The organism is Phocaeicola coprocola (assembly GCF_041333015.1).
GTDB classification, from domain to species: domain Bacteria; phylum Bacteroidota; class Bacteroidia; order Bacteroidales; family Bacteroidaceae; genus Phocaeicola; species Phocaeicola coprocola.
This window is the reverse complement of the sequence record NZ_JBGKGM010000004.1, coordinates 1,228,913-1,253,796: the sequence shown is the minus strand read 5'-3', so window position 1 is coordinate 1,253,796 and position 24,884 is coordinate 1,228,913. Positions and strand designations below refer to the sequence as shown.

The window sequence follows — 24,884 nt, the reverse complement described above, 5'->3', positions numbered from 1 at the left end:
CTCAAAATTGATTTGCAAAGATAATCGGTTTTATTATTTTTGTCCGTATGTTTGATGCAAAAACTTGACATGTTGCATCTTAAAATTTTTCAAAATTAGATTTGAATGCGTAAAGTCTATTATATTTATAATCCGAAAACGCGTACATACGACCGTATTTATCCCACTATGCGCCAGCGGGCGATGAGCTATTTGCGGCGTCTGTTTGTGGGTATGGGACTGGGTGCAGGATGTTTTATCATCCTGTTGCTGATTTTCGGTTCTCCTTCGGAAAAGGACCTGCGTGTGGAAAATTCGCGCTTACTTTCACAATATCATATTTTATCTACCCGTCTGGACGAGGCTCTTGGTGTGATGCAGCAGCTTCAGCAGCGTGATGATAATCTGTACCGGGTGATTATGCAGGCAGATCCCGTGGCGGATGCCTTGCGTTCGGCCAGTTACGGTAAAACGAACCGTTACGAGGATTTGATGGATATGGCAAATGCCAAGCTGGTAGTGAATACTACTCAGAAGATGGACTTGCTTTCACGTCAGATTTATATGCAGTCGAAATCGTTTGACGAGGTGGTAGAGTTGTGTAAGAAACAGGATGATATGCTGGCATGTATTCCTGCTATCCAGCCGGTGGCCAACAAGGATTTGAAGCAGACGGCTTCGGGATATGGAAATCGTATCGACCCTATTTATAAGACTGTTAAGTTTCATGCGGGCATGGACTTTTCGGCAAACGTGGGTACACCGGTGTATGCCACTGGAAACGGTACGGTACAGAAAGCAGGCTGGGAAGGATTGTATGGCAACTGTATTGTCATTAATCATGGTTTCGGTTATGTCACCCGATATGCTCACTTGAGTAAAATTGATGTGAAGGTAGGGCAGAAAGTAGTGCGTGGAGAAACTATTGGCAAGGTAGGAAGTACGGGAAAGAGTACCGGACCGCATTTACACTACGAAGTGCATCTGAAAGGGCAGATTATGAATCCGGTGAACTATTACTTCATGGATTTGGATGCGGATGATTACGACAAGATGATTCAGATTGCTGCCAACCACGGTAAGGTATTCGATTAATATTACAGACTAAACAGAAAGGACATGGCTTTGAAGAGCGATAAAAATTTGAAATTATATTATTCTATTCGTGAAGTGGCGGAAATGTTTGATGTAAACGAGTCGCTTTTGCGCTATTGGGAGAAGGAGTTTCCTATAATTGCTCCCAAGAAGGCGGGAGGAAATATCCGGCAGTATACGAAAGAGGATATTGAAAATATTCGCCTGGTATATCATCTTGTAAAAGAAAAGAAAATGACTCTTGCCGGAGCCAGACAGCGTTTGAAGCAGAATAAAGAAAGCATTCGTGATACGGCCGAAATCATCGACCGCTTGCGGCGTATCAAAGAAGATTTGCTCAGTATGCGTAAGGAGCTGGATTATCTCACCTGATGCTTGCAGGTGTGAATTGTTTGGCTGGTGACTTAATTCTAGGTCTTTTTAAGCGATCATCAGACTTTTTCCGGACGTCGTATATGCGAGGAAACAACGAAAAACAACAATAAAAATGGCATATGAAGTGATTATGGTTTATCATCTTCATATGCCATTGTATTTTTTAGGGATATTTGCTGAATATCTTTATTTCGTCTTAATGGTTGTAATCTGTTATTGTCATCATCAGAAAGATACGTCTTTTTAGTCGGCAATTGTATCTTCAAAGTTTTCGATACGGGTTACTTTCTTGATGTGATTTATCTTTTTGAGGTTTGTACAGATGGTATTTACATCATCTACATCGTGTACGTAAAGCTGAATGCGACCTTCGAAAATACCATCGTTCGATTCAATATTCAATTTATGAATATTTACATTCAACTGTTGAGATATAACTTGTGTAACCTGATTGAGGACTCCTATGCCGTCTATACCTTTAATGTATACATTGACCGGGAAGTTTAATGCTTTGCCTGTTTCCCATTCTACAGCAAGCAGTCGGTTACCGAAACTGGTCTTCAGCTGGGCTGCAATCGGGCACTGGCGTTTATGAATGACAATACGGTTGTTATCGTCAATGTAACCAAGTACATCATCCCCCGGAATCGGTTTACAGCAATCAGCCAGAATGTAATTCTTCTGAATGGCATCAGGAGTCAGCTTGATGATTTTCTTTTTGTCTATATTCAGTGCAGGCTGTTCAGCTTGTTTCTCTTCCTGCTTGTTTTTACTGGTTCCTCCGAATGCAAAGCTGATATATTTCTTCCAGTTGGTAGGCGATGGCTTTTCCTTCAGTTCGTTTTTGTCTGCTTCACCTAATGAGAATATTCCCTGACCGATATTTAAGGTCAGTTCATCGTAATTCTTTACGTGATGCAGGTTGCAGAGCTTCTTGATATTCTCATCATTTGACGGCAGGTTTTCCTGATGGAAGAAATCGGTAAGCATATCTTCACCTTTCTGCTGCATCTCTTTCTTTTCACGCTTCAGAATAGCTTGTATCTTAGCTTTGGCTTTTGCTGTGGTGGCAAAGTTTATCCACGAAGGCTGTACCTTTTGTGATTTGGAAGTAAGTATTTCTACCTGATCACCACTTTGTAGCTTGTGGCTTAGTGGAACCAGTTTATGGTTTACCTTAGCTCCGATACAGTGACTGCCCAGGAATGTATGGATAGAGAAAGCAAAATCGAGTGCCGTACAGTTTTGCGGCATAGTCTTGATTTCTCCTTTGGGGGTGAAGACAAAAATTTCGGATGCAAACAGGTTCAGTTTGATGGTATCGAGGAAATCGAGCGCATCAGGCTGTGGATCGTCCAGAATTTCCTTAATGGTCTTCAGCCACTTGCTCAGTTCGCCTTCATCTTCACTGCCTCCACCTTCCTTGTATTTCCAGTGAGCTGCAAATCCTTGCTCGGCAACGTCATTCATGCGTTCACTTCTGATTTGCACTTCAATCCATTGCCCTTTGTTACTCATCAGTGTCACGTGCAGTGCCTGATAGCCATTAGCTTTCGGATGGCTTACCCAGTCGCGCAGACGGTCGGGGTGGGGCTTGTATATTTTCGAGATAGCTACATAGATATCGAAGCAGTCGTTCAGTTCCTCTTCTTCGTTTCTTGGAGTAAAGATGATGCGCACAGCAAGGATATCGTAGATTTCTTCGAACGTGATATGCTTGGTCTGCATCTTGTTCCAGATGGAATAAGGAGATTTTACACGTGCCAGAATGCGATAAGGTATTTTCATCTTATCCAGTTGTGCACGGATAGGAGCTGTAAACTCGGTAAAGACGCTTTCGCGCTCTGCCTGAGTAGCTTGCAGCTTGTCTTGTATCTCTTTGTAAGTTTCCGGATGTTCGTATTTGAAACTCAGGTCTTCCAGTTCTGTTTTTATGCGGTTCAGACCTAGTCTGTTGGCAAGAGGAGCATAGATGTAAAGGGTTTCTCCCGCAATCTTATATTGTTTGCTGGGAAGCATGGAACCGAGGGTACGCATGTTGTGCAGACGGTCGGCTATTTTTATCAGAATGACTCGGATGTCGTCATTCATTGTAAGCAGGAGCTTTTTGAAATTTTCAGCCTGAGCCGAAGCGCGGTCGCCGAAAATGCCTCCGGATATTTTTGTCAGTCCGTCTACAATCTGTGCAATTTTAGGTCCGAACAGATTTTCTATATCTTCCACCGTATAGTCGGTATCCTCTACTACATCATGCAGCAAAGCCGAACAGATGGAGGTAGACCCCAGTCCGATTTCTACACACGCAATGCGTGCTACCGCAATAGGGTGCAGTATATAAGGTTCGCCCGAACGGCGTCGTACACCTTTATGTGCTTGCTTGGCAAAATTAAATGCTTTGGTGATTATTTCTACTTTTTTGCGGTGCTTGCTTTCCAGGTATCGATCTAAAAGTTCTTGAAAGGCATCATTTATTTGCTTTTCATCTGCTTGCTCTTGTGTAAGTTTTTCATCCGTCATTGTATTACTCCCTTAATCTATATTGCAAAAATAAAGAAAATAAAGAATTTAACAAGTAGAATGAAGTTTTTTCTTACAAAGCTATGGAAAAGGAAGATAGAAAAATGAAAAACCATCCTGACAAATCTTGGGATTGTCGGGATGGTTTTTATGATATTTCGGTGTAAAAATATGATACTTATCGGATGCGGAGTGATCTTCCGGCACGTATGTTACTGCCTTTGATTCCGTTCAATCTGCGTAACTGCGATACGCTTACTCCATATTTGGCTGCAATGCCTCCCAAGGTTTCTCCGTTTCTGATTCTGTGATAAACGGCTTTTCCTGATTTGGCAGACGATTTAACATCGGCTACTTCTACTTTGCTGCGTCGTGTCTGATAGACCTCCGGTTTATAGTTATAGATGCTGTCTTCGTTTTCGAGGAAACAGCTCATCATCTTGTTGGACAAGCGAAGCGCATAAGGCTTCTCATTTCCAGGAATGATGTCTTTTTTAAACTCCGGATTCAAGGCACGAAGTTCATCGATGTTTGAGTTGCATACGGCGGCTATCTGCTGGAGGTTGAGCGGACGAGATATGTGTATAGTATCTGTTCCTTCCGGCATTCTCATTTCCAGCGGGCTGATGTTATGCTCACAGTAATAGGTCATGATATAGTTTGCAGCGATAAATGCCGGCACATATCCACGAGTTTCCTGAGGCAGATAATTGTATAGCTTCCAGAAGTCCTTTTCTCCTCCCGAACGTCGGATAGCTTTGTTTATTGTGCCCGGACCGCAATTGTAAGCCGCAAGTACCAGATTCCAGTCGTGATAGATATCGTATAAGTCTTTCAGATAACGTGCTGCGGCACGAGTAGATTTGATCGGGTCACGACGTTCGTCTATCAGACTGGTTACTTGCAGTCCGTAAATTTTACCTGTAGCCAGCATGAACTGCCATAAGCCTACGGCTCCCTGACGGGAAGTTGCCATCGGGTTTAAGGCCGATTCGATGACAGGAAGATATTTTAACTCCAGCGGCAGGTCGTACAAGTCGAGTGCCTCTTCGAAGATGGGCATGTAGAAATTATTCGCACTCAGCATGAATGCAACCTTCTGTCGCAAGCGGGTAGCATACATGTCGATAAATTTGCGCACCACTTCGTTATACGGCATTTCGATGATGGCCGGAATACGTTGCAGACGATCCATGTAGATAGAGTCGCTTACTTCCGGATTGGTAGAAGTCGCAGTACAGTTTTCTCCCAGATTGATATAATTTTTCGAAATCCAGTCCAGATATAAACTGTCTGTTTCAGAAAGCATACCTTCGGGCAAATCGGCAGCTGCCTCCACACCTGAACTGGAGCGGACGACAATACTCTTTTCCGTTTGTTGGGCAAAGAGGGGCGAAAAGCTAAGGAAGGCGAGTATGCCAATACATAGTTTTTTCATAATTTAAAATCTAATACTGCATTGCAAGCCTATTCCTTGAGGAAGCTTGCGGTATGCATCGTTAAATATTGCAGGTTCTAGTGTCATTCCCAGATCGTTCGATATATCGAAGTTTGATAGCTCAGCATCGACATATGCATCAATAACTGACAACAGGTACACCGCGATAAAAGAGATTATACTTAAATCTCGCTGACGACGGAAGACATCTTTTCGTTTACGAATCAGTTCTTGATAATAAGCAAGGTTGTTTTGTACATCTTCCTTTGTCAGACCGGCTCTAAGGATATTCATGTAACTGTCGTTATTCGGATTGTCACTCATGATGTCCTGATATGCCTGTGTATAATCCTTATACATCTTGCTGTTCCAGGTCAATGCATAAGTACATCCCACGAAACCTCCATAAACGATAGGCAGTTTCCAATACTTCCGGTTGTATATCTGACCTGCTCCGGGTATGGCAAGCGACAGCCAGATAGAATTATTGGGAGTGGGAAGCCATTTCTTTTTCTCCTTTATGGTTACAGGTTTCCGGCTTTGCAAAGAGTCACTCTGACGCATAAGTCTGGCCGTATCTACCGGAGCTTCCAGTTCCTCGATGCGCTTTTGACGTATATTCAGCGTATCGGGTAAAGCAAGGCGGTCGGCCACGTTTTGTGCGCGTATCGAATCGGCATTCAGTAAGCCTTTCCGGTGCTTGAGTGCACGTTGTGCATATCCTTCCGTACTTCCTCCCCATGCGAAACAGAGCATCAGTACGATATACAATACATATGTAAACGATCGTTCTCTCAAAACTTGTCCTTTTTATTCTTTTGGTTTCAATGAGTCCAGTATCTCCATGATTCTTTCCAGATCAGCTTCGTTGCTGAACGGGATACTGATTTTACCTTTTCCTTTGTTGCTGCACGAAAGCTGCACCTTTGTACCGAAGAAGGTACACAGATGATTTTGCAACATCGTATATTCTTCAGACAGTTTGGCGCCTTTGGGAGCAATCTTCTTGCCTCCCGACTCTACGCTTTCGCCGGCTGAAAGGGCTTTTACTATTTCTTCTACCTTGCGGACCGAATACCCTTGGGTTATTATTTCGTTGAAAATACGTATCTGTGTCTTCGGGTCATCCAGCGCAAGCAAGGCACGTGCGTGCCCCATATCTATTTCTTTATTTTTCAGTGCAACCTGTATCGGAGCAGGAAGTTTAAGCAGTCGCAGGTAATTGGCGATGGTAGTACGCTTCTTGCCTACACGTTCGCTCAGACGTTCCTGAGTCAGTTCATATTGTTCGATCAGATGCTGGTAGGCGAGAGCTATTTCCAGCGAGTTCAAGTCCTCGCGCTGGATATTCTCTATCAGAGCCATTTCCATTACATTCTCATCGTCGGCAGTACGGATGTAAGCAGGAATAGTCTTCAGCCCTGCCTGTATAGAAGCACGGTAACGTCGTTCTCCTGCTATGATCTGATATGAATCCTCATTCAGCTTGCGTAAAGTGATAGGTTGTATGATGCCGATTTCAGCTATTGAGTCGGCAAGCTCTTGCAGGGCAATCGGATCGAACTCGCGGCGTGGCTGGTTCGGGTTTACCGAGATTTTACTCAGTTCCACTTCGTTGATGGAAGAAGAGCCCGAAGTCTTAACCTCGTCGTTTGTAGAAATCAGCGCGTCGAGTCCTCTGCCCAGTGCAAATTTTTTCTGTACGGCCATATTTGTTTATTCTTTCAGCTTTCTATGCTTCTTAATTTTTGTTTATAATTTCGTTTGCCAAAGCCAGGTGGTTTTTTGCTCCTGTAGAATCCGCATCGTACAAGATGGCAGGTATTCCGTGGCTGGGAGCCTCACTCAGTTTGACGTTTCGCTGGATAATGGTTTTGAATACCAGTTCCTGGAAATGACGTTTCACTTCGTCGTATATCTGGTTTGCCAGACGCAGACGTGAGTCGAACATTGTAAGCAGGAAACCCTCTATTTCCAGCGAAGGGTTCAGTTTTGTCTTGATTATCTTGATGGTGTTCAGCAGCTTGCTGATACCTTCCAGTGCAAAATATTCGCATTGTACCGGAATGATGACTGAATCGGCAGCTGTCAGTGCGTTGATGGTAATCAGCCCCAGCGACGGTGAACAGTCTATCAGAATATAATCGTATTCACTTTTCATCGGCTCTAATGCCTTTTTCATAATCTTCTCACGGTTTTCCAGGTTCAGCATTTCGATTTCTGCTCCCACGAGGTCGATGTGAGAAGGAATAATATCCAATCCGTCAATATCGGTCGTGTAAATAGCTTCCCGTATATCGGTCTGATTGATAAGACATTCATAAATAGAACAATCTATTTCTTTTAAATCTACTCCCAGACCGGATGAAGCATTCGCCTGCGGGTCGGCATCGACTACCAGCACTTTCTTCTCGAGAGTTGCTAATGATGCAGCCAGATTAATGGTTGTAGTAGTCTTACCTACGCCACCTTTTTGGTTGGCTAAAGCAATAATTTTTCCCATATTAATCAGTTTATCTGATTGCGAAGTAACAAATAATCGTCGAAACTATGTATCAGCAAATGTCTACATTTCTTGAAAATGTTGATAACTTACGGCTTTTGTTAATAACTTCGGCGAGGCAAAGATAACGATTTATCTGTAATTATTCGTCGTGGTTTGGGAAGATTAATATTTGTTGTAACTTTACCGGCGATTATTAATGGAGAAATATATGACAAACGAAAGACCTCTTTTATTGCTGTCGAATGATGATGGCGTGAATGCCAAAGGAATACAAGAACTTATCGCTGCGTTACGCACTGTTGCCGACCTCATTGTTGTTGCGCCCGACGGGCCGCGTTCGGGTTCATCGGGAGCCATTACTTCCGAGCATCCGCTTCGCTGTACAAAGATGCGTCAGGAGCCGGGACTCATTGTATATAAGTGTTCGGGAAGTCCTGTCGACTGTGTCAAACTTGCTTTGCACGCTTTGGTTCCCCGTAAGCCCGATATGGTGATAGGAGGTATTAATCATGGCGACAACTCGTCGGTCAATGTACACTACTCTGGTACGATGGGAGTGGTGATAGAAGGATGCCTGAAAGGAATCCCTTCGGTAGGATTTTCGCTTTGTAATCATAGTGCGGATGCTGATTTTTCTGCAACGCTGCCTTATGTGCGCCGCATTGTAGAAGAAGTGCTTGCAAAGGGACTTCCCGTAGGTAAGTGTCTGAATGTGAATTTCCCTGATACAAACGAACTGAAAGGTGTGCGTATCTGCCGTCAGACTGATGGGGTATGGACCAATGAATTTGTTAAGGCAGATCATCCGCGTGGCGGATATTATTACTGGCTGACAGGTGAGTATCAGAATAACGAGCCTGATGCTGAAGATACCGATCACTGGGCGTTGGAACACGGTTACGTGGCTATTACTCCTACGCAAATTGATGTGACGGCATATTCGCTGATGGAAGACTTGAAACACTGGAACTGGAACGTATGAAATATTATCTGATAGTAGGAGAGGCATCGGGCGACTTGCATGCATCGAACCTGATGCGTGCTTTGCAGCACGAAGATCCGCAGGCCGAATTTCGTTTTTTCGGAGGCGATTTGATGAAGGCGGTGGGAGGTACTTGCGTAAAGCATTACCGTGAACTGGCATATATGGGTTTTATTCCTGTACTGCTTCACTTGCGTACTATTTTCCGTAACATGGACTACTGCAAGAAGGATGTTGAAGCGTGGCAGCCAAATGTGCTGATCCTCGTTGATTATCCGGGATTTAACCTGAAGATAGCCGAATATATCAAACAGCATACGCGGATACCTGTCTACTATTATATTTCGCCTAAGATTTGGGCTTGGAAGGAATATCGCATCAAAAATATCAAGCGCGATGTAGATGAACTGTTTTCTATTCTGCCTTTCGAGGTCGATTTTTTCAAGAAACACCAGTATCCGGTGCATTATGTGGGCAATCCTTGTGTCGATGCTGTGGATGATTTCCGGAAGAATGGTCAGGAAACGTTCAGTGAGTTTATTGCTGCCAATGGGTTGGAAAACAGACCGATAATAGCCTTACTTGCAGGAAGTCGCCGGCAGGAAATCAAAGATAATCTGTCGCGTATGATTGAGGCGGCACGCAGTTTTCCGCAGTATCAGTTTGTGGTGGCGGGAGCTCCTGGTATTGAGCCTGATTTCTACAAACAATATATCGACAGCAGCACGAAGATTGTGTTCGGGCAGACTTACCGTTTGTTGCAGCAGGCTGAGGCTGCACTGGTTACTTCGGGAACAGCTACGCTCGAAACGGCTTTGTTCCGTGTACCTCAGGTAGTATGTTACTATACGGCAGCAGGCAAGTTGGTTTCTTTCCTTCGCAGGCATATCTTGAAGGTGAAATACATTTCATTGGTAAATCTGATAGCCGACCGTGAAGTGGTAACTGAACTGGTTGCCGACGGTATGACGGTTGCCAATATAAAAAAGGAATTGGCTAAGATTGTACCGGGAGGAAGCGGACGTCCACTTATGCATTCAGAATACGACCGGCTGATAGCAATTTTAGGAGAACCCGGAGCATCGGAACGTGCTGCATCTCAGATTACAGCTTTGTTAAAGTCGAATCACAAAGCCTGATACCATTGGTTTCTGTTTTTACATGGAGACTTTGTTGAAAGAAGAGCAAAAGTGTAGAAAAACTTCTTGATGTTTTTTTTATTTTTTGTACGAATTTCAGACATAATAAGCCCTTCATTTCTTCTATTTATCAATGCGTTGTGAATCAGTTTGTTGCATAGCAAGATGCATATCTGAAACGTATAGAAGAAATGAAGGGCGATTTTTATGCTCTTATGCAAGGATGAGTCCTACCAGATACAGGTATACTACAGCTGCTGGAACGGCCATCAAAGTACTGTCGAAGCGGTCGAGCATACCTCCGTGTCCAGGCAGGATATTGCTTGAATCTTTAATGCCGAGGGTACGTTTCATCAGCGATTCGGTCAGGTCACCCCATGTTCCAAATACTACTACAGTCAGTCCCAGTCCAATCCATACACCGGTGCTCAGGAATGTAAAGAAGTGTGCCAAAACGATGGCTGCAATGATGCTGAACACAGCTCCACCGATAGAACCTTCCCACGATTTCTTTGGGGAAATACGTTCGAACAGACGGTGTTTTCCAAACAGCATGCCGGTACAGTAAGCACCCGTATCGTTTACCCAGTTGAAGATAAAAATGGATAAGGGCAGTATAGGGTTATACTGAGATACGCTTTCTGTTGCGCTGCTGTGGTAAGCCAGTACGTTGAGCAAAGCGAATGATAAGGCAATATATATCTGGCTCATCATGGCATATGCCCAGTTATTGAGCGGATTAGGTTGCTTCTTGTACAATTCACTGATAAACAGATAAAGTATCAGGAAGAGATAAGGGATGAATATCTCATTCGCTCCCGGCACTACTCCGATATATCCGAAACAGAGGAATAAGAACAAACCAGCCAGAATGGATATAGGTTTGTTCATGTGCGTATGCTCCATTCGGTTGACAATGTTTCCGAATTCATTGATCGTAAGTGCACTGATCAATGCAAACAAAATTGTAAATGAAATGGGCCCTCCCAGAATACAGCCTACAAGTACGGCTACGAATATCACTCCTGTGATGGCTCGTTGAAGAAAATTGCTTTTCACGGCAGTAAGGTTTTAATGTTTATTATTAAAAATACTTTTGTCACTCAGTAAGCTCGTTTGGAGCCTTCTGAATGACAAAAGTTATGTTATCTGTTGTTTATCAGATGATTGTCAGGCTTGCTTTTCCTCATCTTGTGTAGCAGAAGTTCCGGAGTTTTCAGTCTGTTCCTTAGTTTCCGGTTCAGATGCTGTTGCAGCTTCTTCTGTCTTTTCGGGAGCAGGAAGAGCTTTTTCTTCAGCAGCCATGATTTCTTCCGAACGAGATGCCCATGGACGCTTTCCGAATATCTTTTCTACATCTTCTGCAAAGATGACTTCACGGTCTATCAGAAGCTGTGCCAACTGGTTGTGACCTTCCTTGTGCTCTTGCAACAATGCCTTGGCACGAGCATATTGTTCGTTGATCATCTTCTGCACTTCCTGGTCAATCAGTTCAGCAGTATGTTCACTGTAAGGTTTGTTGAAGCTGTATTCGTCATTGCTGTAATAACATAAGTTAGGCAACTTGTCGCTCATACCTGCATATGCTATCATGCCGTAAGCTTGTTTGGTAACTCGCTCCAGGTCATTCATAGCACCGGTTGAGATGTGACCGATAAATACTTCTTCGGCAGCACGTCCTCCCAGCGTAGCACACATTTCGTCCAACATCTGTTCCTTGGTTGTAATCTGACGTTCTTCGGGCAGATACCATGCTGCTCCCAATGCACGTCCGCGAGGAACGATTGTAACCTTAATCAGCGGATTGGCATGTTCCAGGAACCATGAAATCGTAGCATGTCCTGCTTCGTGCAGCGCAATGGCACGTTTCTCTGCTGCTGTCATAACCTTGGTTTTCTTTTCCAGACCACCGACTATACGGTCGATTGCAGCCAGAAAGTCATCTTTTCCCACTGACGGTTTTGAGTGGCGGGCAGCTATCAGAGCAGCTTCATTACAAACATTGGCAATATCAGCTCCACTGAATCCCGGAGTCTGGCGAGCCAGCAAGTCAACGTCTACCGTATTATCCAGTTTCAATGGGCGGAGATGTACGCCAAATACTTCTTTACGTTCGTTCAAGTCGGGCAGATCTACATAAATCTGTCGGTCGAATCGTCCGGCACGAAGCAAGGCCTTATCCAAAATATCTACACGGTTGGTTGCAGCCAGGATAATAACTCCACTGTTTGAACCAAATCCGTCCATTTCTGTAAGCAGCTGGTTCAGGGTGTTCTCGCGTTCATCATTACCTCCCATGCTCGGGTTTTTTCCACGGGCACGACCTACGGCATCGATCTCATCGATAAAGATGATACAAGGTGACTTTTCTTTAGCCTGGCGGAATAGGTCGCGTACGCGTGAAGCTCCCACTCCGACAAACATTTCAACGAAGTCGGAACCTGATATAGAGAAGAAAGGTACGTCAGCTTCGCCTGCAACAGCTTTGGCAAGCAATGTCTTACCTGTTCCCGGAGGGCCTACTAACAGGGCTCCTTTAGGTATCTTTCCTCCCAGTTCCGTATACTTTTGAGGTTGTTTCAGAAATTCTACTATTTCCTCTACTTCCTGTTTAGCTGCTGCCTGACCAGCAACATCCTTGAAAGTGATGCGGTTTGCTCCTTTTTCGAAAAGCTGTGCTTTGCTTTTTCCTACACTGAACACACTTCCGGCTCCTCCCGGACCTCCGCCACCACTCATACGTCTCATGGCGAACATCCATATTCCTATTAATAATAAGAAAGGAGCAATGTTCCAGAAAATCATACCAAAATAATTGGTTTGCTTTTCGTAGCTGATAGAACCTGTAAAGTTTCCGCTGTCTTGTTCTTCGTCAAGGAATTTATCGAGTGCTTCCATTGAGCCTATCTTGACATTTACAGAAGGACTTCTTCCTACTTTATTAGCATCCTTTCCGAACACATCAACAATGTTTTCAGGCTTGATGAACATATCTACGGTGTTGTCATCGTAAGCAATGATTTTACTTGCATATCCTTTGCTTACCATTTCCTTGAATTCGGTATAGGTTATTTCCTTGCTAGCGCTTCCGTCTTCGCTCGAGAAATAAAGAAAACCAAAAACAAGTGCTATTATAACGTACAGCCAACTCAAACTAGGTCGGGGTACATTAATCTTAGGTTTATTGTTGTTTAAATTTTCGCTCATACAATTTTTTTATGAAGTTAGTCAATATCGGGGAGAGATGTTAATTTGGCATCTGCCCACAGATGTTCCAGGTTGTAAAAATCTCTCACTTCAGGTAAAAAGACATGTACCAGTACATCTCCGTAGTCCATTGCAACCCATTGTGTATTACGCACACCATCCATTCCGTATACTTTATGACCGGTTGTCTTTCTGACGTATTCTTTTACTGAGTCAACGATTGCCAGAACCTGGCTGGGAGAGTTTCCCTGACAAATAACGAAGTATTTACAAATAGTATCTTCTATATTGGTTAAGTCAGCTATTACAATGTTTCTTCCTTTTTTCTCTTGAATGCCTTCTGTAATTTTCTTTACTAAGTCTTTTGTTTCGTCCATTATTATTGTTTCCGTTTTTATTTATTATTCATATATAAATTAATGTAGCAAATATACTTGCTTTTCTGTATATCACGAAGGAATGAGGCTTAATTCTCTTTTTCTTTTGTGTTTTTTTGAAAAAAAAGCTCCAAAATATTGGTATATTATAAAAAAGTTGTACCTTTGCACCGTCAAAATCAAATGAGGCTGACAAAACAATAGATTTTGGGCTATGGTGTAATGGTAACACAACAGATTCTGGTCCTGTTTTTCTTGGTTCGAGTCCGAGTAGCCCAACATCTTACAAAAGCGGAAGTCTTCATGGAGAAGATACCGTAAATATAAGTTTGGGCTATGGTGTAATGGTAACACAACAGATTCTGGTCCTGTTTTTCTTGGTTCGAGTCCGAGTAGCCCAACAGATTAAAAGCATTTTGGAGAAAATCCAAGATGCTTTTTTCTTTTATATATTCTTTCGATACGTATTTGGAGCTCAAGATAAAAACGGATTAACGTAACAACTGGTTCACGCCTTACCCGATCATTGCGCCTTATTCTCTGGAGAAATATGAGTGTCTTAAAGATATCATGCGATAACTTGCATGGTCTGAGTGGAAGAATAGAATATCCCTTAGGCTGAGAAGGTAGGGAGAAGATATCTTGATTGGTGGTAATGAATAATCTGTAAGAGTGTGTAAAGCTTCAGTTTACTGAATATAAAAAAAGAGGACAAAAGATTTTATCTGAAAATCTTTCGTCCTCTGGTTATGGATGATGTATTGATGTTTTTCTAAAATCAGTACGGTGTATATTATCTTGTATACTGACCGTACATTGCCATTGCACTTGCATTCAAGTTTTTCTTAATAGCTTTGAATAAATCTTTTACCTGTTTCATAATCGTTACCCTTTCTTTTGTTTTTGCGTTTACTAAGTTAATTTAGTATTGCTTTTCCCCTCTTTTTATGGGGTTAGTCTAGTTAATGTTATCCTTGTTTTATGTTTTACAACACAAAATTACAGGGTTTTGTTTATTCTTTATTCATCTAATAAGAAAAAAATGACTTCCGATGCCCTTTTCTTGATTTATATCAAAGAGTGCTTCAAGGAATAAGCAGCGAAGAGTCTCCGTAGCTCAGGAAACGGAAATCGTGTGCCAGTGCGTAATCATAGATTTTATGCCAGTCACCTTTTACGAAAGCCGAAACCAGCAAAAGCAGTGTACTTTGAGGCTGGTGGAAGTTTGTGACCATGCGCTTCACTATTTTGTATTCGTATCCGGGAGCGATAATAATCTGCGTACTTGTATGGAGTGCGTCAAGATTATGGCGGTTCATATAATCCAATATACATTGCAGTGACTCTATGGTACTGAGTGTAACATCCGATTCATAGGGTTGCCACTGTTTTACGTGCAATTCTTCCTGACTGGCATCAGGATTCTGGCTGATAGTTACTCCTATATAATATAAGCTTTCGAGTGTACGTACGGAAGTTGTACCAACAGCTACAGCTTCTCCTCGATGTGCAATCAGCTTTTCTATAGTGCTTTTGTTGACCGAAATGTATTCTGTATGCATTTCGTGACCTTCTATTTCTTCGCTTTTGACCGGTTTGAATGTTCCGGCTCCTACGTGCAGCGTGACTTCTTCCAAGTCTACACCTTTTTCTTTGAGCGATGCCAGTACGCGTTCTGTAAAATGCAGTCCGGCAGTAGGAGCGGCAACCGATCCTTTTATTTTAGAGTAAACAGTCTGATAAGTTTCCTTGTCGCTTTCCTGAGTTTCACGATCCAGATAAGGTGGAATAGGCAGTTCGCCGAATACTTCCAGTATATCGGCAAAGGTAACTTCCGGATTATCCCAGGTGAAATCTACCCAATGACTTGTACCGTGACATTCTCCGCGTGTAGCGGTCAGCGTGATTGTTTTTCCTTTTACCGTCATCTCTTTATGCAGCGGCCCTTCTTTCCATTTCTTCAGGTTACCGATCATACATAACCATGCGGCATGATGAGTCTGCTGGAAATTGAGTACATAATCGTTTGGCTGAATAGGTTCCAGACAAAATATTTCGATCAGTGCACCTGTTTCCTTTCTGAAGTGCAGGCGTGCCTGAATAACTTTTGTATTATTGAAAACCATCAGCATACCCGGTTCCATATAGTCGGGTAAAGAAGTAAATACAGTTTCGCTTACTTCCCCGTGGCGATATACAAGTAATTTCGACTGGTCGCGTACAGGAAGCGGGAATTTAGCAATACGTTCATCGGGTAGCGGATAGTTATAATCGCTGATTTTTATATGCTTAGTTTCTGTCATAGTGTTGAGTAGTATTTTTTAATGTCTGCAAAATTACTGAATTTCTTTCGGGTTTTTGTTCTCAGTCCTATAAGAATAACTTTTTTTATTCTTGTTTCTTTCGGAATACACTTTCGGATACATGAGCTGGCAGTTTTTTGTCGGAAAAACTGCCTGAAGTCCGCTCTTGGGGAAGTAGGTTTCAGATATTTCCTATATAGATAAAGGAAAAACATTGCTTTAAAAAGTAGGTAAAAATATCATTACTCACTAGTAAAATCCTTACTTTTGCGTAATAAACCAAATAAGAAGAAAATATGAAAATAGGAGATAAAGTCCGCTTCCTTAGCGAAGTAGGAGGAGGAATAGTAAGAGGATTTCAGGGAAAAGATGTTGCGCTGGTAGAAGGTGAAGACGGTTTTGAGATACCTATGCTGATAAAGGAGTGTGTTGTCATTCAGACGGATGACTATAATATTCCGCTTAAGTCAGCAAAGAAACCCGAAGCACCGCAAGCAGCCGAAGAAGAAATAGAGGAAGAAAAGCCTGTAACATACCGTGCTCCGGAGATACGGGGAAATGATGTATTGAACGTATATCTGGCTTATGTGCCTCAGGATGTAAAGGCCATTTCATCGACTGCTTTTGATGCTTATCTGGTGAACGACAGCAACTATTTTGTCGATTATCTGTATTTGTCGGCAGAAGGAAAAAGCTGGACATTGCGCAGCAGAGGAACCATCAAGCCGAATATGAAGATGCATCTGGAGGAGTTCGAAAAGAGTGAATTGAACGGTATGGAACATGTAGCCGTGCAACTGCTTGCTTATAAAGACGACCGTACTTTCCTTCTGAAGAATGCCATCAATACGGAAGTGCGTATTGATACCGTAAAATTCTACAAGTTGCATACGTTCCAGCAGAGTGATTTCTTTGCCGAACCGGCTTTGATATACGATATTGTACGCGATGATGAAGAAGTAAAACAAGTATATGTTTCGGCCAACGATATCAAGGAAGCTCTGTTGCAGAAGAATGTGTCGGATGTTCCAGCCAAGCTGCAAAAGAAACAGCACAAGGTAAAAAATGATATTGTAGAAGTAGACTTGCACATTCATGAACTGCTGGACGATACTACAGGTATGGGAAATGCAGAAATGCTGAACTATCAGCTTGATGTATTCCGCAAGACACTGGAAGAATACAAAAATAAGAAAGGACAGAAAATCGTGTTTATCCACGGAAAAGGTGATGGAGTCTTGCGTCGTGCCATACTTGATGAACTCAAGCGCAAATATAAAAACTATCCCAGTCAGGACGCTTCGTTCCGCGAATACGGTTTCGGAGCTACCATGGTGACTATCCGATAACCGGGGTAACAGCAGGAAATCAGAATACCATTCCGGACATAAATCACACAGATTTATTCCTGCTCTGAAAATATCAGCATCTTTTCAGAAAAAGATGCTGATATTTTAATCAAAAGAAGAGCATATTTTCCGGAAAAGAAGAGCATGTTTTTTTTAGGTCTGTGTACAGTAAGTGTAATTCATTGAAATGCACGGATATACATTTAAGTGTACAAATTTCTATTTCCCTGCTCTTTTCGAATCCTTATCTTTGCCTGAAAGAATCCAATTCAGGCATTTTTTTATATGAAAACACACATTATCCGTCGTGCTTTGCTTGCACTAGGCATCTGTTCTGCACTGAATATGCAGGCACAGGCTCCACATCCCGAACGTATCTACCTGTCGGGAACAGGTACAGACTATACCCGTACATGGGAATTTTATTGTTCCAAAGGACAAAATTCCGGGAAATGGAAATCCATAGAGGTTCCTTCCTGCTGGGAATTGCAAGGATTTGGAGAATACACTTATGGACGTTATTATACTATCAAAGGAGCAAAACCCAGTGATGAAACAGGTATATACCGCTATCGTTTTCTTACTCCCGATTGTGGAAAAAACGACCGCATCAAACTGTTTTTCGACGGGGTGATGACCGATGCCGAAGTTAGGGTAAATGGCAATCCGGCAGGACAGATCCATCAGGGAGCTTTTTATCGTTTTTCTTATGACATAACTTCACTGCTGAAAGCCGAGGGGGAAAACCTGCTCGAAGTGAAAGTAGCCAAGCAGTCTGCAAACAAGTCGGTGAATGCTGCCGAACGACGTGCCGACTGGTGGCTGTATGGGGGCATCTATCGTCCGGTATGGCTGGAGGTTGTTCCTGATGTTTCGATGGAACATTTCATACTTGACGCGCGTGCAGACGGTTCGTTGCGTGCTTCGGTACGCATGGCTGGTAATGCCGAAGGACATGTGCTGGCTGTATCCATAAGAGGGTTGAAAGACGGAAAACCCTTACGGACATTGCAAGGCAAAGAGCAGGTCAGTTGTCCGCTTGCCACCTCCGGCAGAGAAACCGAGTTTACATGCAAATGGTCGGATGTAAAAGTATGGAATATCGAAGCTCCGGAACTTTATGTGGCGCGTCTGGAACTGAAAGACCGCAGCGGAAACGTTATTCAGGTTCGTGAAGAGCGGATCGGATTCCGTACCATTGAGTTTTTTCCGCAAGACGGTATTTATCTGAACGGAACCCGCCTGATTGTGAAAGGTATCAACCGGCATTCGTTTTCGGTAGACGGCGGACGGACTACAAGTGCAGCCATGAGTCGTCAGGATGCTCTGCTCATTAAAGAAATGAATATGAATGCTGTACGTTCTCATTATCCGCCCGATGAACATTTTCTTGATATGTGCGACTCTCTCGGACTGGTATATATCGATGAGCTTTCGGGCTGGCATGGACGTTATGATACGGAAACCGGTGCACGGCTGATCAGGGAAATGGTAGAACGGGATGTGAATCATCCGTCGGTTATCTTATGGAGTAACGGAAACGAAGGTGGATGGAATACCGATAATGACAGCCTTTTCTGTAAATACGATAAGTTTCAGCGTAGGCATGTCATCCATCCCTGGGCTGATTTCGACGGACTTGATACGCATCATTATCCGGCCTATCTTACAGGTGTGGCACGCTTTACCAACGGATATAAGGTGTTTATGCCTACAGAGTTTATGCATGCCATGTACGATCAGGGTGGAGGAGCCGGACTTCGTGACTTTTGGGACAGGTGGATGACGAATCCCATGTTTGCAGGAGGCTTTATCTGGGTATTCTGTGATGAGGCTCCCAAACGTTCCGACAGAGGAGGCGTGCTTGATTCGGACGGATCGAATGCTCCCGATGGTGTTGTGGAACCACGCAGGGAAAAGGAAGGAAGTTTCTATGCCATACGTTCCCAGTGGTCGCCGGTACAGATAAAACCCTTGCTTATAACAGAACATTTCGATGGAAGCTTTTTCGTCTCGAATGAATATATCTATACCAATTTAAAAGATTGCCGGATGACTTATGAAGTTTTGTCGTGTGACATTCCTATGCAGGGAGCTGTTTCCCGTATATTGGCGCGTGGCGAGGTTACGCTTCCTGCCTTGTCTCCGGGTGAGACAGGCAAAGCTCGTTTTTCGTTGCCGGCTTCTTTTGCTGAAGGAGATGTATTGAAACTGGAAGCCTTCGACAGGGACGGACATCGCATTTGTGATTGGTCTTTTCCTATCCGGCTTGCAAATCCGTATTTTCAGCGTCATTTGGCACAGGTTTCCACGGGCTTGTCCGGTAATACTGTTTCGGCACGTAACAACGGAAAAGAAATTGTACTGAAAAGTGAGAAGGTAAGCGTAACTTTCGATGCGGCTACGGGGATGATTCTCCGTGTGCTTTCGGGGAATACTGAGATACCTTTAACCAATGGTCCGGTAGCAGTCGGCATGAAGATGCTCTACCAGCCTGCCAGCAGTTATGTGCGTCAGGATTCGGAAGAAGCCGTTTTTTGTGCCCGCTACAAGGGAGGAGCTGATTCGATTGTCTGGCGGCTTACCTCTCAGGGATTGCTTTACATGGATGCGGTACTGCTGAACCGTGCGTCGGGAGGCGGAGGTTTCGATGATGCTTTCATGGATACGGAGGTATATAATCTGGGATTGACTTTTTCTTATCCGGAACGCATTTGTAAGGGGATGAAATGGCTGGGCAGAGGACCTTACCGGGTGTGGAAAAATCGTATTCCGGGTACGAATTATGGTATCTGGCATAAAGATTACAACAATACCGTTACGGGCGAGAGTTACGACAATCTCGTTTACCCTGAATTTAAGGGCTATCATGCCAATATGTATTGGGCTACGTTCGAAAGCGATACAGCACCTTTTACTGTTTATTCGCGTACGGACGGTATTTTCTATCGTGTCTTTACACCCGAAGAACCGAAAGGCAGTGCAAAACGGACCATGCCCGAATTTCCTGAAGGGGATATATCGTTCTTGCTTGATATCCCTGCCATCTGTTCGTTCAAGCCGATTGAACAACAAGGTCCGAACAGTCAGCCGGGAAATATACGTATCAAGAAGGGAGATGAAGGGTTACGTCTGAACCTGATGTTCGATTTCAGAAAAGAGAATTAAAAATATTCTCGTTGGGTTGTACTGCTAAAACTGTTTTATTTTGGCGGGATAAATTAATAATAATGTGTACCTTTGCAAGCTGAAATCAGAACAAGTGTATGCAACAAGACAATAAACCTATTATTGAAGTAAAGAATGTGTCGAAGTTTTTTGGTGAAAAAACGGCACTCGATAATATAAACTTATCTATCCGTAAAGGTGAGTTTGTGACGATTCTTGGTCCTTCCGGATGCGGAAAGACTACTTTGCTGCGGCTTATCGCAGGTTTTCAGACTGCCTCGGAGGGCGAGTTGTACATTGGTGGGAAGGAGATTACACAAATTCCTCCGCATCGTCGTCCGGTGAATACGGTATTCCAGAAGTATGCTTTGTTTCCTCACCTGAATGTATATGATAATATCGCTTTCGGACTGAAGCTGAAAAAAATGCCTAAGGCAGAAATGGAGAAAAAGGTGAAGGCTGCGTTGAAAATGGTGGGTATGACCGACTATGAGTACCGTGACGTAAACTCTTTGTCGGGCGGACAGCAGCAGCGTGTGGCTATTGCCCGTGCCATTGTAAACGAGCCGGAAGTGTTGTTGCTTGATGAGCCTCTTGCTGCACTCGACCTGAAAATGCGTAAGGACATGCAGATGGAGTTGAAGGAAATGCACCGCCGTCTGGGCATTACCTTTGTTTATGTTACTCACGATCAGGAAGAAGCATTGACACTGAGTGATACCATCGTGGTAATGAGCGAAGGAAAAATCCAGCAGATAGGTACACCGACAGATATCTATAATGAGCCGATCAATTCGTTTGTTGCCGATTTTATTGGTGAAAGTAATATCTTGAACGGTACGATGGTGCGTGACTGTCTGGTTCGTTTCTGCGGTCAGGAGTTTGAGTGTGTGGATAAGGGATTTGGAGAAAATGCTCCTGTCGATGTGGTGATACGTCCGGAAGACTTGTATATATTTCCTGTTTCCGATGCTGCACAGCTTCGCGGTATCGTTCAGTCGTGCATCTTTAAGGGAGTGCATTACGAAATGGCAGTTGCTGTGGGCGATTATGAGTTTCTGGTACAAGATTATCATGCTTTCGAAGCAGGTTCGGAAGTCGGTCTGCTGATTAAGCCGATGGACATACATATCATGCAGAAGGAACGTGTATGTAATACGTTTGAGGCATCCATGATGGATGAAACGCATGTGGAATTTCTCGGTTGCGAGTTCGAATGTCCTCGGGTGGACATGAGTGACTCGTCACGCGACTGGAAAAATGTGAAGGTAGAGGTCGATTTCGACAAAGTGATATTGCAGGATAATGAAGAAGACGGTATGCTTACCGGTGAAGTGAAATTCATACTTTATAAAGGAAACCATTATCATCTTACTGTCTTTTCCGATTGGGACGAGAATGTATTCGTCGATACTAATGATGTGTGGGACGATGGTGACCGTGTAGGTATCACTATTCCTGCTGAGGCTATTCGTGTAATATGTTAATATAAGGATAATGAAGAAATTGCAACATTTTTTCTCTTCACGCAAGAGTTGGGTTTTGCCGTATCTCATTTTTTCGGTCATATTCGTAATTATTCCGCTGTTGCTGATTGTAGTATATGCATTTACCGACGATATGGGACATCTTACACTGGCTAATTTCAGTAAGTTTTTTGCTCATTCGGAGTCTGTCAATACATTTGTGTACTCTATAGGTATTGCCATTCTTACTACTCTTGGCTGTATATTACTGGGTTATCCGGTAGCCTGGATTCTGAACAACAGCAAGAATCTGAGTTATTCGCGTACGCTGATCATGTTGTTTATCCTTCCGATGTGGGTAAACATTCTGGTACGTACACTTGCCACGGTAGCGTTGTTCGATTTTTGCAGGCTGCCGTTGGGAGAGGGAGCTTTGATTTTCGGTATGATATACAATTTTATTCCCTTTATGATTTATCCCATTTACAATACCTTGCAGAAGATGGACAGAAGTTACATTGAAGCAGCACAGGATTTGGGAGCAAACTCTTTCCAGGTATTCTGGAAGGTTATATTTCCTTTGTCCATGCCGGGTGTGGTAAGCGGTATCATGATGGTATTCATGCCTACTATTTCGACTTTTGCCATTGCCGAGCTGTTGACCATGAACAATATCAAGCTTTTCGGAACTACCATACAGGAAAATATAAACAACAGCTTGTGGAACTACGGAGCAGCTCTTTCGCTCATCATGTTGTTCCTTATTGCCGCAACTTCCTTGTTTACTCCCGAAAATAAGGATGAGTCGGAGAGAGGAGGTGGTGTATGGTAAGAAGAATCATCGAGCAGACATATTTGTGGATATTGCTGATTTTGCTTTATGCACCTATTTTGATTATTGTGGTTTATTCGTTTACCGAAGCAAAAGTGCTGGGTAACTGGACAGGTTTTTCATTTAAGCTTTATGAGTCACTGATGAATACCGGTGCACACCATTCGCTGATGAATGCTTGTATCAATACGATTGCCATTGCTTTCATTGCTGCTACGGTTTCTACTTTGTTGGGAAGTATTGCAGCTATTGGAATATTCAACTTGCGGGCTCGCAGCCGGAAAGCTGTAGGATTTATCAATACGATTCCTATCTTAAACGGGGATATCATTACGGGTATATCGCTGTTCCTGCTGTTTGTTTCTTTGGGAGTAACACAGGGATTTACAACTGTTGTGCTGGCTCATATTACTTTTTGTACGCCTTATGTGGTGCTGAGTGTACTTCCCCGTCTGAAACAGATGAATCCGAACCTGTATGAAGCAGCACTCGATCTGGGAGCAACACCGATGCAGGCACTCTGGAAAGTGATTATTCCTGAGATACGTCCGGGTATGATCAGCGGTTTCCTGCTGGCACTGACTATCTCGTTCGATGATTTTGCCGTAACAGTGTTTACCATCGGTAATCAGGGACTGGAAACCCTCTCTACTTATATTTATGCCGATGCCCGAAAGGGAGGACTGACTCCTGAGCTTCGTCCGTTGTCCGCCCTTACGTTTGTTGTTATATTGGTATTGTTGATTATTATTAACCGCAGAGCCGGAAAAGCTCAGAAGAAATAAGGCTTTGCCGGAGTAGAAACCGTGTGCTGAAACATAGAATGAAAAGATTATATCAATTTATCGTATGTCTGTGGGCTTGCCTTACGATGGCAAGCTGCTATAATGCTGATGAGTCACGCCAGAATATATTGAAAGTATATAACTGGGCAGACTATATTGGTGAAGGCGTGCTGGAAGATTTTCAGCAATACTATAAAGAACAGACAGGAGAAGATATACGTATCGTTTATCAGACTTTCGATATAAACGAAATCATGCTCACCAAAATCGAAAAAGGGCATGAGGATTTTGATGTGGTATGTCCTTCGGAATATATCATCGAACGAATGCTGCATAAAGGTTTGTTGCTGCCTATCGATACTACCTTTGCACATTCTCCTAATTACATGAAAGGTATTTCTCCGTATATTTTTCGACAAATAAATAAACTGGGAACTGCTGAAAATCCGGCAAGCCGATATGCTGTATGTTATATGTGGGGAACTGCCGGACTGTTGTACAATACTCAGTATGTTATTGCCGAGGATATGAAAACATGGGGCTGTCTGTGGGACAAACGTTTTGCAGGACGTATTCTGATGAAAGACGCCTATCGTGATGCTTATGGTACAGCTATGCTGTATGCTTACCGCAAGCAGCTTGCCGACAGTACCGTTACTGTTCCTGAATTGATGAACGATTATTCTCCGGCAGCTATGGATACGGTAGAAAAGTATCTGAAACTGTTGAAACCCAATGTTGCTGGCTGGGAAGCCGATTTCGGAAAGGAGATGATGACAAAGGGAAAAGCATGGATAAATATGACTTGGAGCGGTGATGCACAATGGGCTATCGAAGAAGCTGAACAGGTGGGTGTCGATTTGTCTTATTCTATCCCTGAAGAAGGTAGTAATATCTGGTACGACGGATGGGTGATTCCGAAGTATGCCAAGAACGTAAAAGCTGCAAGTTACTTTATCAACTTTCTGTGCCGTCCCGATATTGCTTTGCGCAATATGGAAGAAAATGGCTATGTCAGCGCAATAGCAGCTCCCGAAATCATGGAAGCATGCATTGATACAACACTGACTGAAACGGTGGATGCAAGCTACTTTTTCGGACCGGAAGGACGTGATGTAAAATTACGCAATACGCAATATCCTGATATTTCTGTCGTAAACCGTTGTTCCATGATACGCGATTTTGGTGACAAGACGGTCAATGTGCTTGAAATATGGTCACGTATCAAAGGGGATAATTTGAATAGCGGGATTGTTATTCTTATTCTGGTTGTTGTCGCAGGACTGAGCGGATGGCAGATACACCGCCGTATTCAGACGTACAAGCGTAAACGCAAGCAGCATCGTAAGCGCCGGCGTAGATGATT

19 protein-coding genes and 2 tRNA genes are annotated in these 24,884 nt (G+C 43.3%); 12 read left to right on the top strand and 9 right to left on the bottom strand.

Translation table 11 applies throughout. The features are described from left to right. Nucleotides 1-105: 105 nt before the first annotated feature. Together ACDG22_RS16055 and ACDG22_RS16050 are read left to right on the top strand one after the other, a co-directional pair. Nucleotides 106-1,074, top strand: a complete 969-nt coding sequence (locus ACDG22_RS16055; protein WP_022125533.1) for a M23 family metallopeptidase — start codon at nucleotides 106-108, stop codon at nucleotides 1,072-1,074. Between the two features lie 24 nt (nucleotides 1,075-1,098). Further along, nucleotides 1,099-1,446, top strand: a complete 348-nt coding sequence (locus ACDG22_RS16050; protein WP_007571531.1) for a MerR family transcriptional regulator — start codon at nucleotides 1,099-1,101, stop codon at nucleotides 1,444-1,446. Nucleotides 1,447-1,692: 246 nt separating this feature from the next. Here ACDG22_RS16050 and ACDG22_RS16045 read toward each other — a convergent pair whose 3' ends face one another. The 5 genes from ACDG22_RS16045 to ACDG22_RS16025 all read right to left on the bottom strand — a co-directional run bounded on the left by ACDG22_RS16045 (nucleotide 1,693) and on the right by ACDG22_RS16025 (nucleotide 7,907). Continuing rightward, a complete protein-coding gene (locus ACDG22_RS16045) occupies nucleotides 1,693-3,966 on the bottom strand; it encodes a RelA/SpoT family protein (RefSeq protein ID WP_007571528.1) in 2,274 nt (757 codons plus the stop codon). A gap of 178 nt (nucleotides 3,967-4,144) precedes the next feature. After that, nucleotides 4,145-5,404: a lytic transglycosylase domain-containing protein gene (locus tag ACDG22_RS16040; RefSeq protein WP_370858967.1), complete on the bottom strand. Its 1,260-nt coding sequence runs from the start codon at nucleotides 5,402-5,404 to the stop codon at nucleotides 4,145-4,147. A 3-nt stretch (nucleotides 5,405-5,407) separates the two neighbouring features. Continuing rightward, nucleotides 5,408-6,202 (bottom strand): DUF5683 domain-containing protein, encoded by a 795-nt coding sequence (locus ACDG22_RS16035; protein WP_270230942.1) that lies wholly within the window; start codon nucleotides 6,200-6,202, stop codon nucleotides 5,408-5,410. A 12-nt stretch (nucleotides 6,203-6,214) separates the two neighbouring features. Then, complete coding sequence (locus tag ACDG22_RS16030; protein WP_007571519.1) at nucleotides 6,215-7,114, bottom strand: ParB/RepB/Spo0J family partition protein; 900 nt, start codon at nucleotides 7,112-7,114, stop codon at nucleotides 6,215-6,217. 31 nt (nucleotides 7,115-7,145) lie between these two features. Next, entirely contained in the window at nucleotides 7,146-7,907 is a 762-nt protein-coding gene (locus ACDG22_RS16025) for a ParA family protein (RefSeq protein WP_007571517.1), read from the bottom strand. A gap of 211 nt (nucleotides 7,908-8,118) precedes the next feature. Between ACDG22_RS16025 and surE the strand changes: the two genes are divergently transcribed. After that, complete coding sequence (gene surE, locus ACDG22_RS16020; protein ID WP_118483710.1) at nucleotides 8,119-8,892, top strand: 5'/3'-nucleotidase SurE; 774 nt, start codon at nucleotides 8,119-8,121, stop codon at nucleotides 8,890-8,892. Beyond that, nucleotides 8,889-10,031 carry a lipid-A-disaccharide synthase gene (gene lpxB / locus ACDG22_RS16015; RefSeq protein WP_370858966.1) on the top strand — a complete coding sequence of 381 codons (1,143 nt, stop codon included), beginning with the start codon at nucleotides 8,889-8,891 and terminating at the stop codon, nucleotides 10,029-10,031. The genes surE and lpxB overlap by 4 nt, the downstream gene beginning before the upstream one ends. Before the next feature lie 213 nt (nucleotides 10,032-10,244). On the opposite strand, the gene ACDG22_RS16010 is transcribed toward lpxB, so the two are convergent. The 3 genes from ACDG22_RS16010 to rsfS form a co-directional block, all read right to left on the bottom strand. Next, a complete protein-coding gene (locus ACDG22_RS16010; protein WP_007571509.1) occupies nucleotides 10,245-11,090 on the bottom strand; it encodes a phosphatidate cytidylyltransferase in 846 nt (281 codons plus the stop codon). A gap of 111 nt (nucleotides 11,091-11,201) precedes the next feature. After that, nucleotides 11,202-13,238, bottom strand: a complete 2,037-nt coding sequence (gene ftsH, locus ACDG22_RS16005) for an ATP-dependent zinc metalloprotease FtsH (RefSeq protein ID WP_007571508.1) — start codon at nucleotides 13,236-13,238, stop codon at nucleotides 11,202-11,204. A gap of 17 nt (nucleotides 13,239-13,255) precedes the next feature. Then, on the bottom strand, nucleotides 13,256-13,615 hold the full coding sequence (gene rsfS, locus ACDG22_RS16000; RefSeq protein WP_007571507.1) for a ribosome silencing factor: 360 nt from the start codon (nucleotides 13,613-13,615) through the stop codon (nucleotides 13,256-13,258). Between the two features lie 208 nt (nucleotides 13,616-13,823). Here rsfS and ACDG22_RS15995 point away from each other — a divergent pair. Both ACDG22_RS15995 and ACDG22_RS15990 read left to right on the top strand, forming a co-directional pair. Continuing rightward, nucleotides 13,824-13,894, top strand: a tRNA-Gln gene (locus ACDG22_RS15995). Nucleotides 13,895-13,945: 51 nt separating this feature from the next. After that, nucleotides 13,946-14,016 (top strand) — tRNA-Gln (locus tag ACDG22_RS15990). Nucleotides 14,017-14,700: 684 nt separating this feature from the next. Here ACDG22_RS15990 and ACDG22_RS15985 read toward each other — a convergent pair. Next, on the bottom strand, nucleotides 14,701-15,918 hold the full coding sequence (locus ACDG22_RS15985) for an S-adenosylmethionine:tRNA ribosyltransferase-isomerase (protein WP_007571503.1): 1,218 nt from the start codon (nucleotides 15,916-15,918) through the stop codon (nucleotides 14,701-14,703). 296 nt (nucleotides 15,919-16,214) lie between these two features. Between ACDG22_RS15985 and ACDG22_RS15980 the strand changes: the two genes are divergently transcribed. The 6 genes from ACDG22_RS15980 to ACDG22_RS15955 all read left to right on the top strand — a co-directional run bounded on the left by ACDG22_RS15980 (nucleotide 16,215) and on the right by ACDG22_RS15955 (nucleotide 24,882). Then, nucleotides 16,215-17,267 (top strand): DUF2027 domain-containing protein, encoded by a 1,053-nt coding sequence (locus ACDG22_RS15980; RefSeq protein ID WP_007571501.1) that lies wholly within the window; start codon nucleotides 16,215-16,217, stop codon nucleotides 17,265-17,267. Between the two features lie 285 nt (nucleotides 17,268-17,552). Continuing rightward, a complete protein-coding gene (locus ACDG22_RS15975; protein ID WP_370858965.1) occupies nucleotides 17,553-20,435 on the top strand; it encodes an exo-beta-1,4-galactosidase in 2,883 nt (960 codons plus the stop codon). Between the two features lie 98 nt (nucleotides 20,436-20,533). After that, nucleotides 20,534-21,922, top strand: a complete 1,389-nt coding sequence (potA, locus tag ACDG22_RS15970; RefSeq protein WP_118485133.1) for a polyamine ABC transporter ATP-binding protein — start codon at nucleotides 20,534-20,536, stop codon at nucleotides 21,920-21,922. Between the two features lie 10 nt (nucleotides 21,923-21,932). Continuing rightward, entirely contained in the window at nucleotides 21,933-22,733 is an 801-nt protein-coding gene (locus tag ACDG22_RS15965) for an ABC transporter permease (protein ID WP_022125520.1), read from the top strand. After that, on the top strand, nucleotides 22,727-23,518 hold the full coding sequence (locus ACDG22_RS15960) for an ABC transporter permease (protein WP_007571493.1): 792 nt from the start codon (nucleotides 22,727-22,729) through the stop codon (nucleotides 23,516-23,518). The genes ACDG22_RS15965 and ACDG22_RS15960 overlap by 7 nt, the downstream gene beginning before the upstream one ends. 38 nt (nucleotides 23,519-23,556) lie before the next feature. Further along, nucleotides 23,557-24,882 (top strand): ABC transporter substrate-binding protein, encoded by a 1,326-nt coding sequence (locus ACDG22_RS15955; protein WP_370858964.1) that lies wholly within the window; start codon nucleotides 23,557-23,559, stop codon nucleotides 24,880-24,882. The last annotated feature ends 2 nt before the right edge of the window (nucleotides 24,883-24,884 follow it).

Excerpts from the sequence above, each read along its gene's own strand:
- ACDG22_RS16055 (WP_022125533.1), top strand. The coding sequence starts at position 106 with ATGCGTAAAGTCTATTATATTTATAATCCGAAAACGCGTACATACGAC.
- ACDG22_RS16040 (WP_370858967.1), bottom strand. The coding sequence starts at position 5,404 with ATGAAAAAACTATGTATTGGCATACTCGCCTTCCTTAGCTTTTCGCCC.
- ACDG22_RS15975 (WP_370858965.1), top strand. The coding sequence starts at position 17,553 with ATGAAAACACACATTATCCGTCGTGCTTTGCTTGCACTAGGCATCTGT.
- ACDG22_RS15985 (WP_007571503.1), bottom strand. The coding sequence starts at position 15,918 with ATGACAGAAACTAAGCATATAAAAATCAGCGATTATAACTATCCGCTA.
- ACDG22_RS16045 (WP_007571528.1), bottom strand. The coding sequence starts at position 3,966 with ATGACGGATGAAAAACTTACACAAGAGCAAGCAGATGAAAAGCAAATA.
- lpxB (WP_370858966.1), top strand. The coding sequence starts at position 8,889 with ATGAAATATTATCTGATAGTAGGAGAGGCATCGGGCGACTTGCATGCA.
- ACDG22_RS16025 (WP_007571517.1), bottom strand. The coding sequence starts at position 7,907 with ATGGGAAAAATTATTGCTTTAGCCAACCAAAAAGGTGGCGTAGGTAAG.
- ACDG22_RS16050 (WP_007571531.1), top strand. The coding sequence starts at position 1,099 with ATGGCTTTGAAGAGCGATAAAAATTTGAAATTATATTATTCTATTCGT.
- rsfS (WP_007571507.1), bottom strand. The coding sequence starts at position 13,615 with ATGGACGAAACAAAAGACTTAGTAAAGAAAATTACAGAAGGCATTCAA.
- ACDG22_RS15960 (WP_007571493.1), top strand. The coding sequence starts at position 22,727 with ATGGTAAGAAGAATCATCGAGCAGACATATTTGTGGATATTGCTGATT.
- ACDG22_RS15980 (WP_007571501.1), top strand. The coding sequence starts at position 16,215 with ATGAAAATAGGAGATAAAGTCCGCTTCCTTAGCGAAGTAGGAGGAGGA.
- potA (WP_118485133.1), top strand. The coding sequence starts at position 20,534 with ATGCAACAAGACAATAAACCTATTATTGAAGTAAAGAATGTGTCGAAG.
- ACDG22_RS15955 (WP_370858964.1), top strand. The coding sequence starts at position 23,557 with ATGAAAAGATTATATCAATTTATCGTATGTCTGTGGGCTTGCCTTACG.
- ftsH (WP_007571508.1), bottom strand. The coding sequence starts at position 13,238 with ATGAGCGAAAATTTAAACAACAATAAACCTAAGATTAATGTACCCCGA.
- surE (WP_118483710.1), top strand. The coding sequence starts at position 8,119 with ATGACAAACGAAAGACCTCTTTTATTGCTGTCGAATGATGATGGCGTG.
- ACDG22_RS16030 (WP_007571519.1), bottom strand. The coding sequence starts at position 7,114 with ATGGCCGTACAGAAAAAATTTGCACTGGGCAGAGGACTCGACGCGCTG.
- ACDG22_RS15965 (WP_022125520.1), top strand. The coding sequence starts at position 21,933 with ATGAAGAAATTGCAACATTTTTTCTCTTCACGCAAGAGTTGGGTTTTG.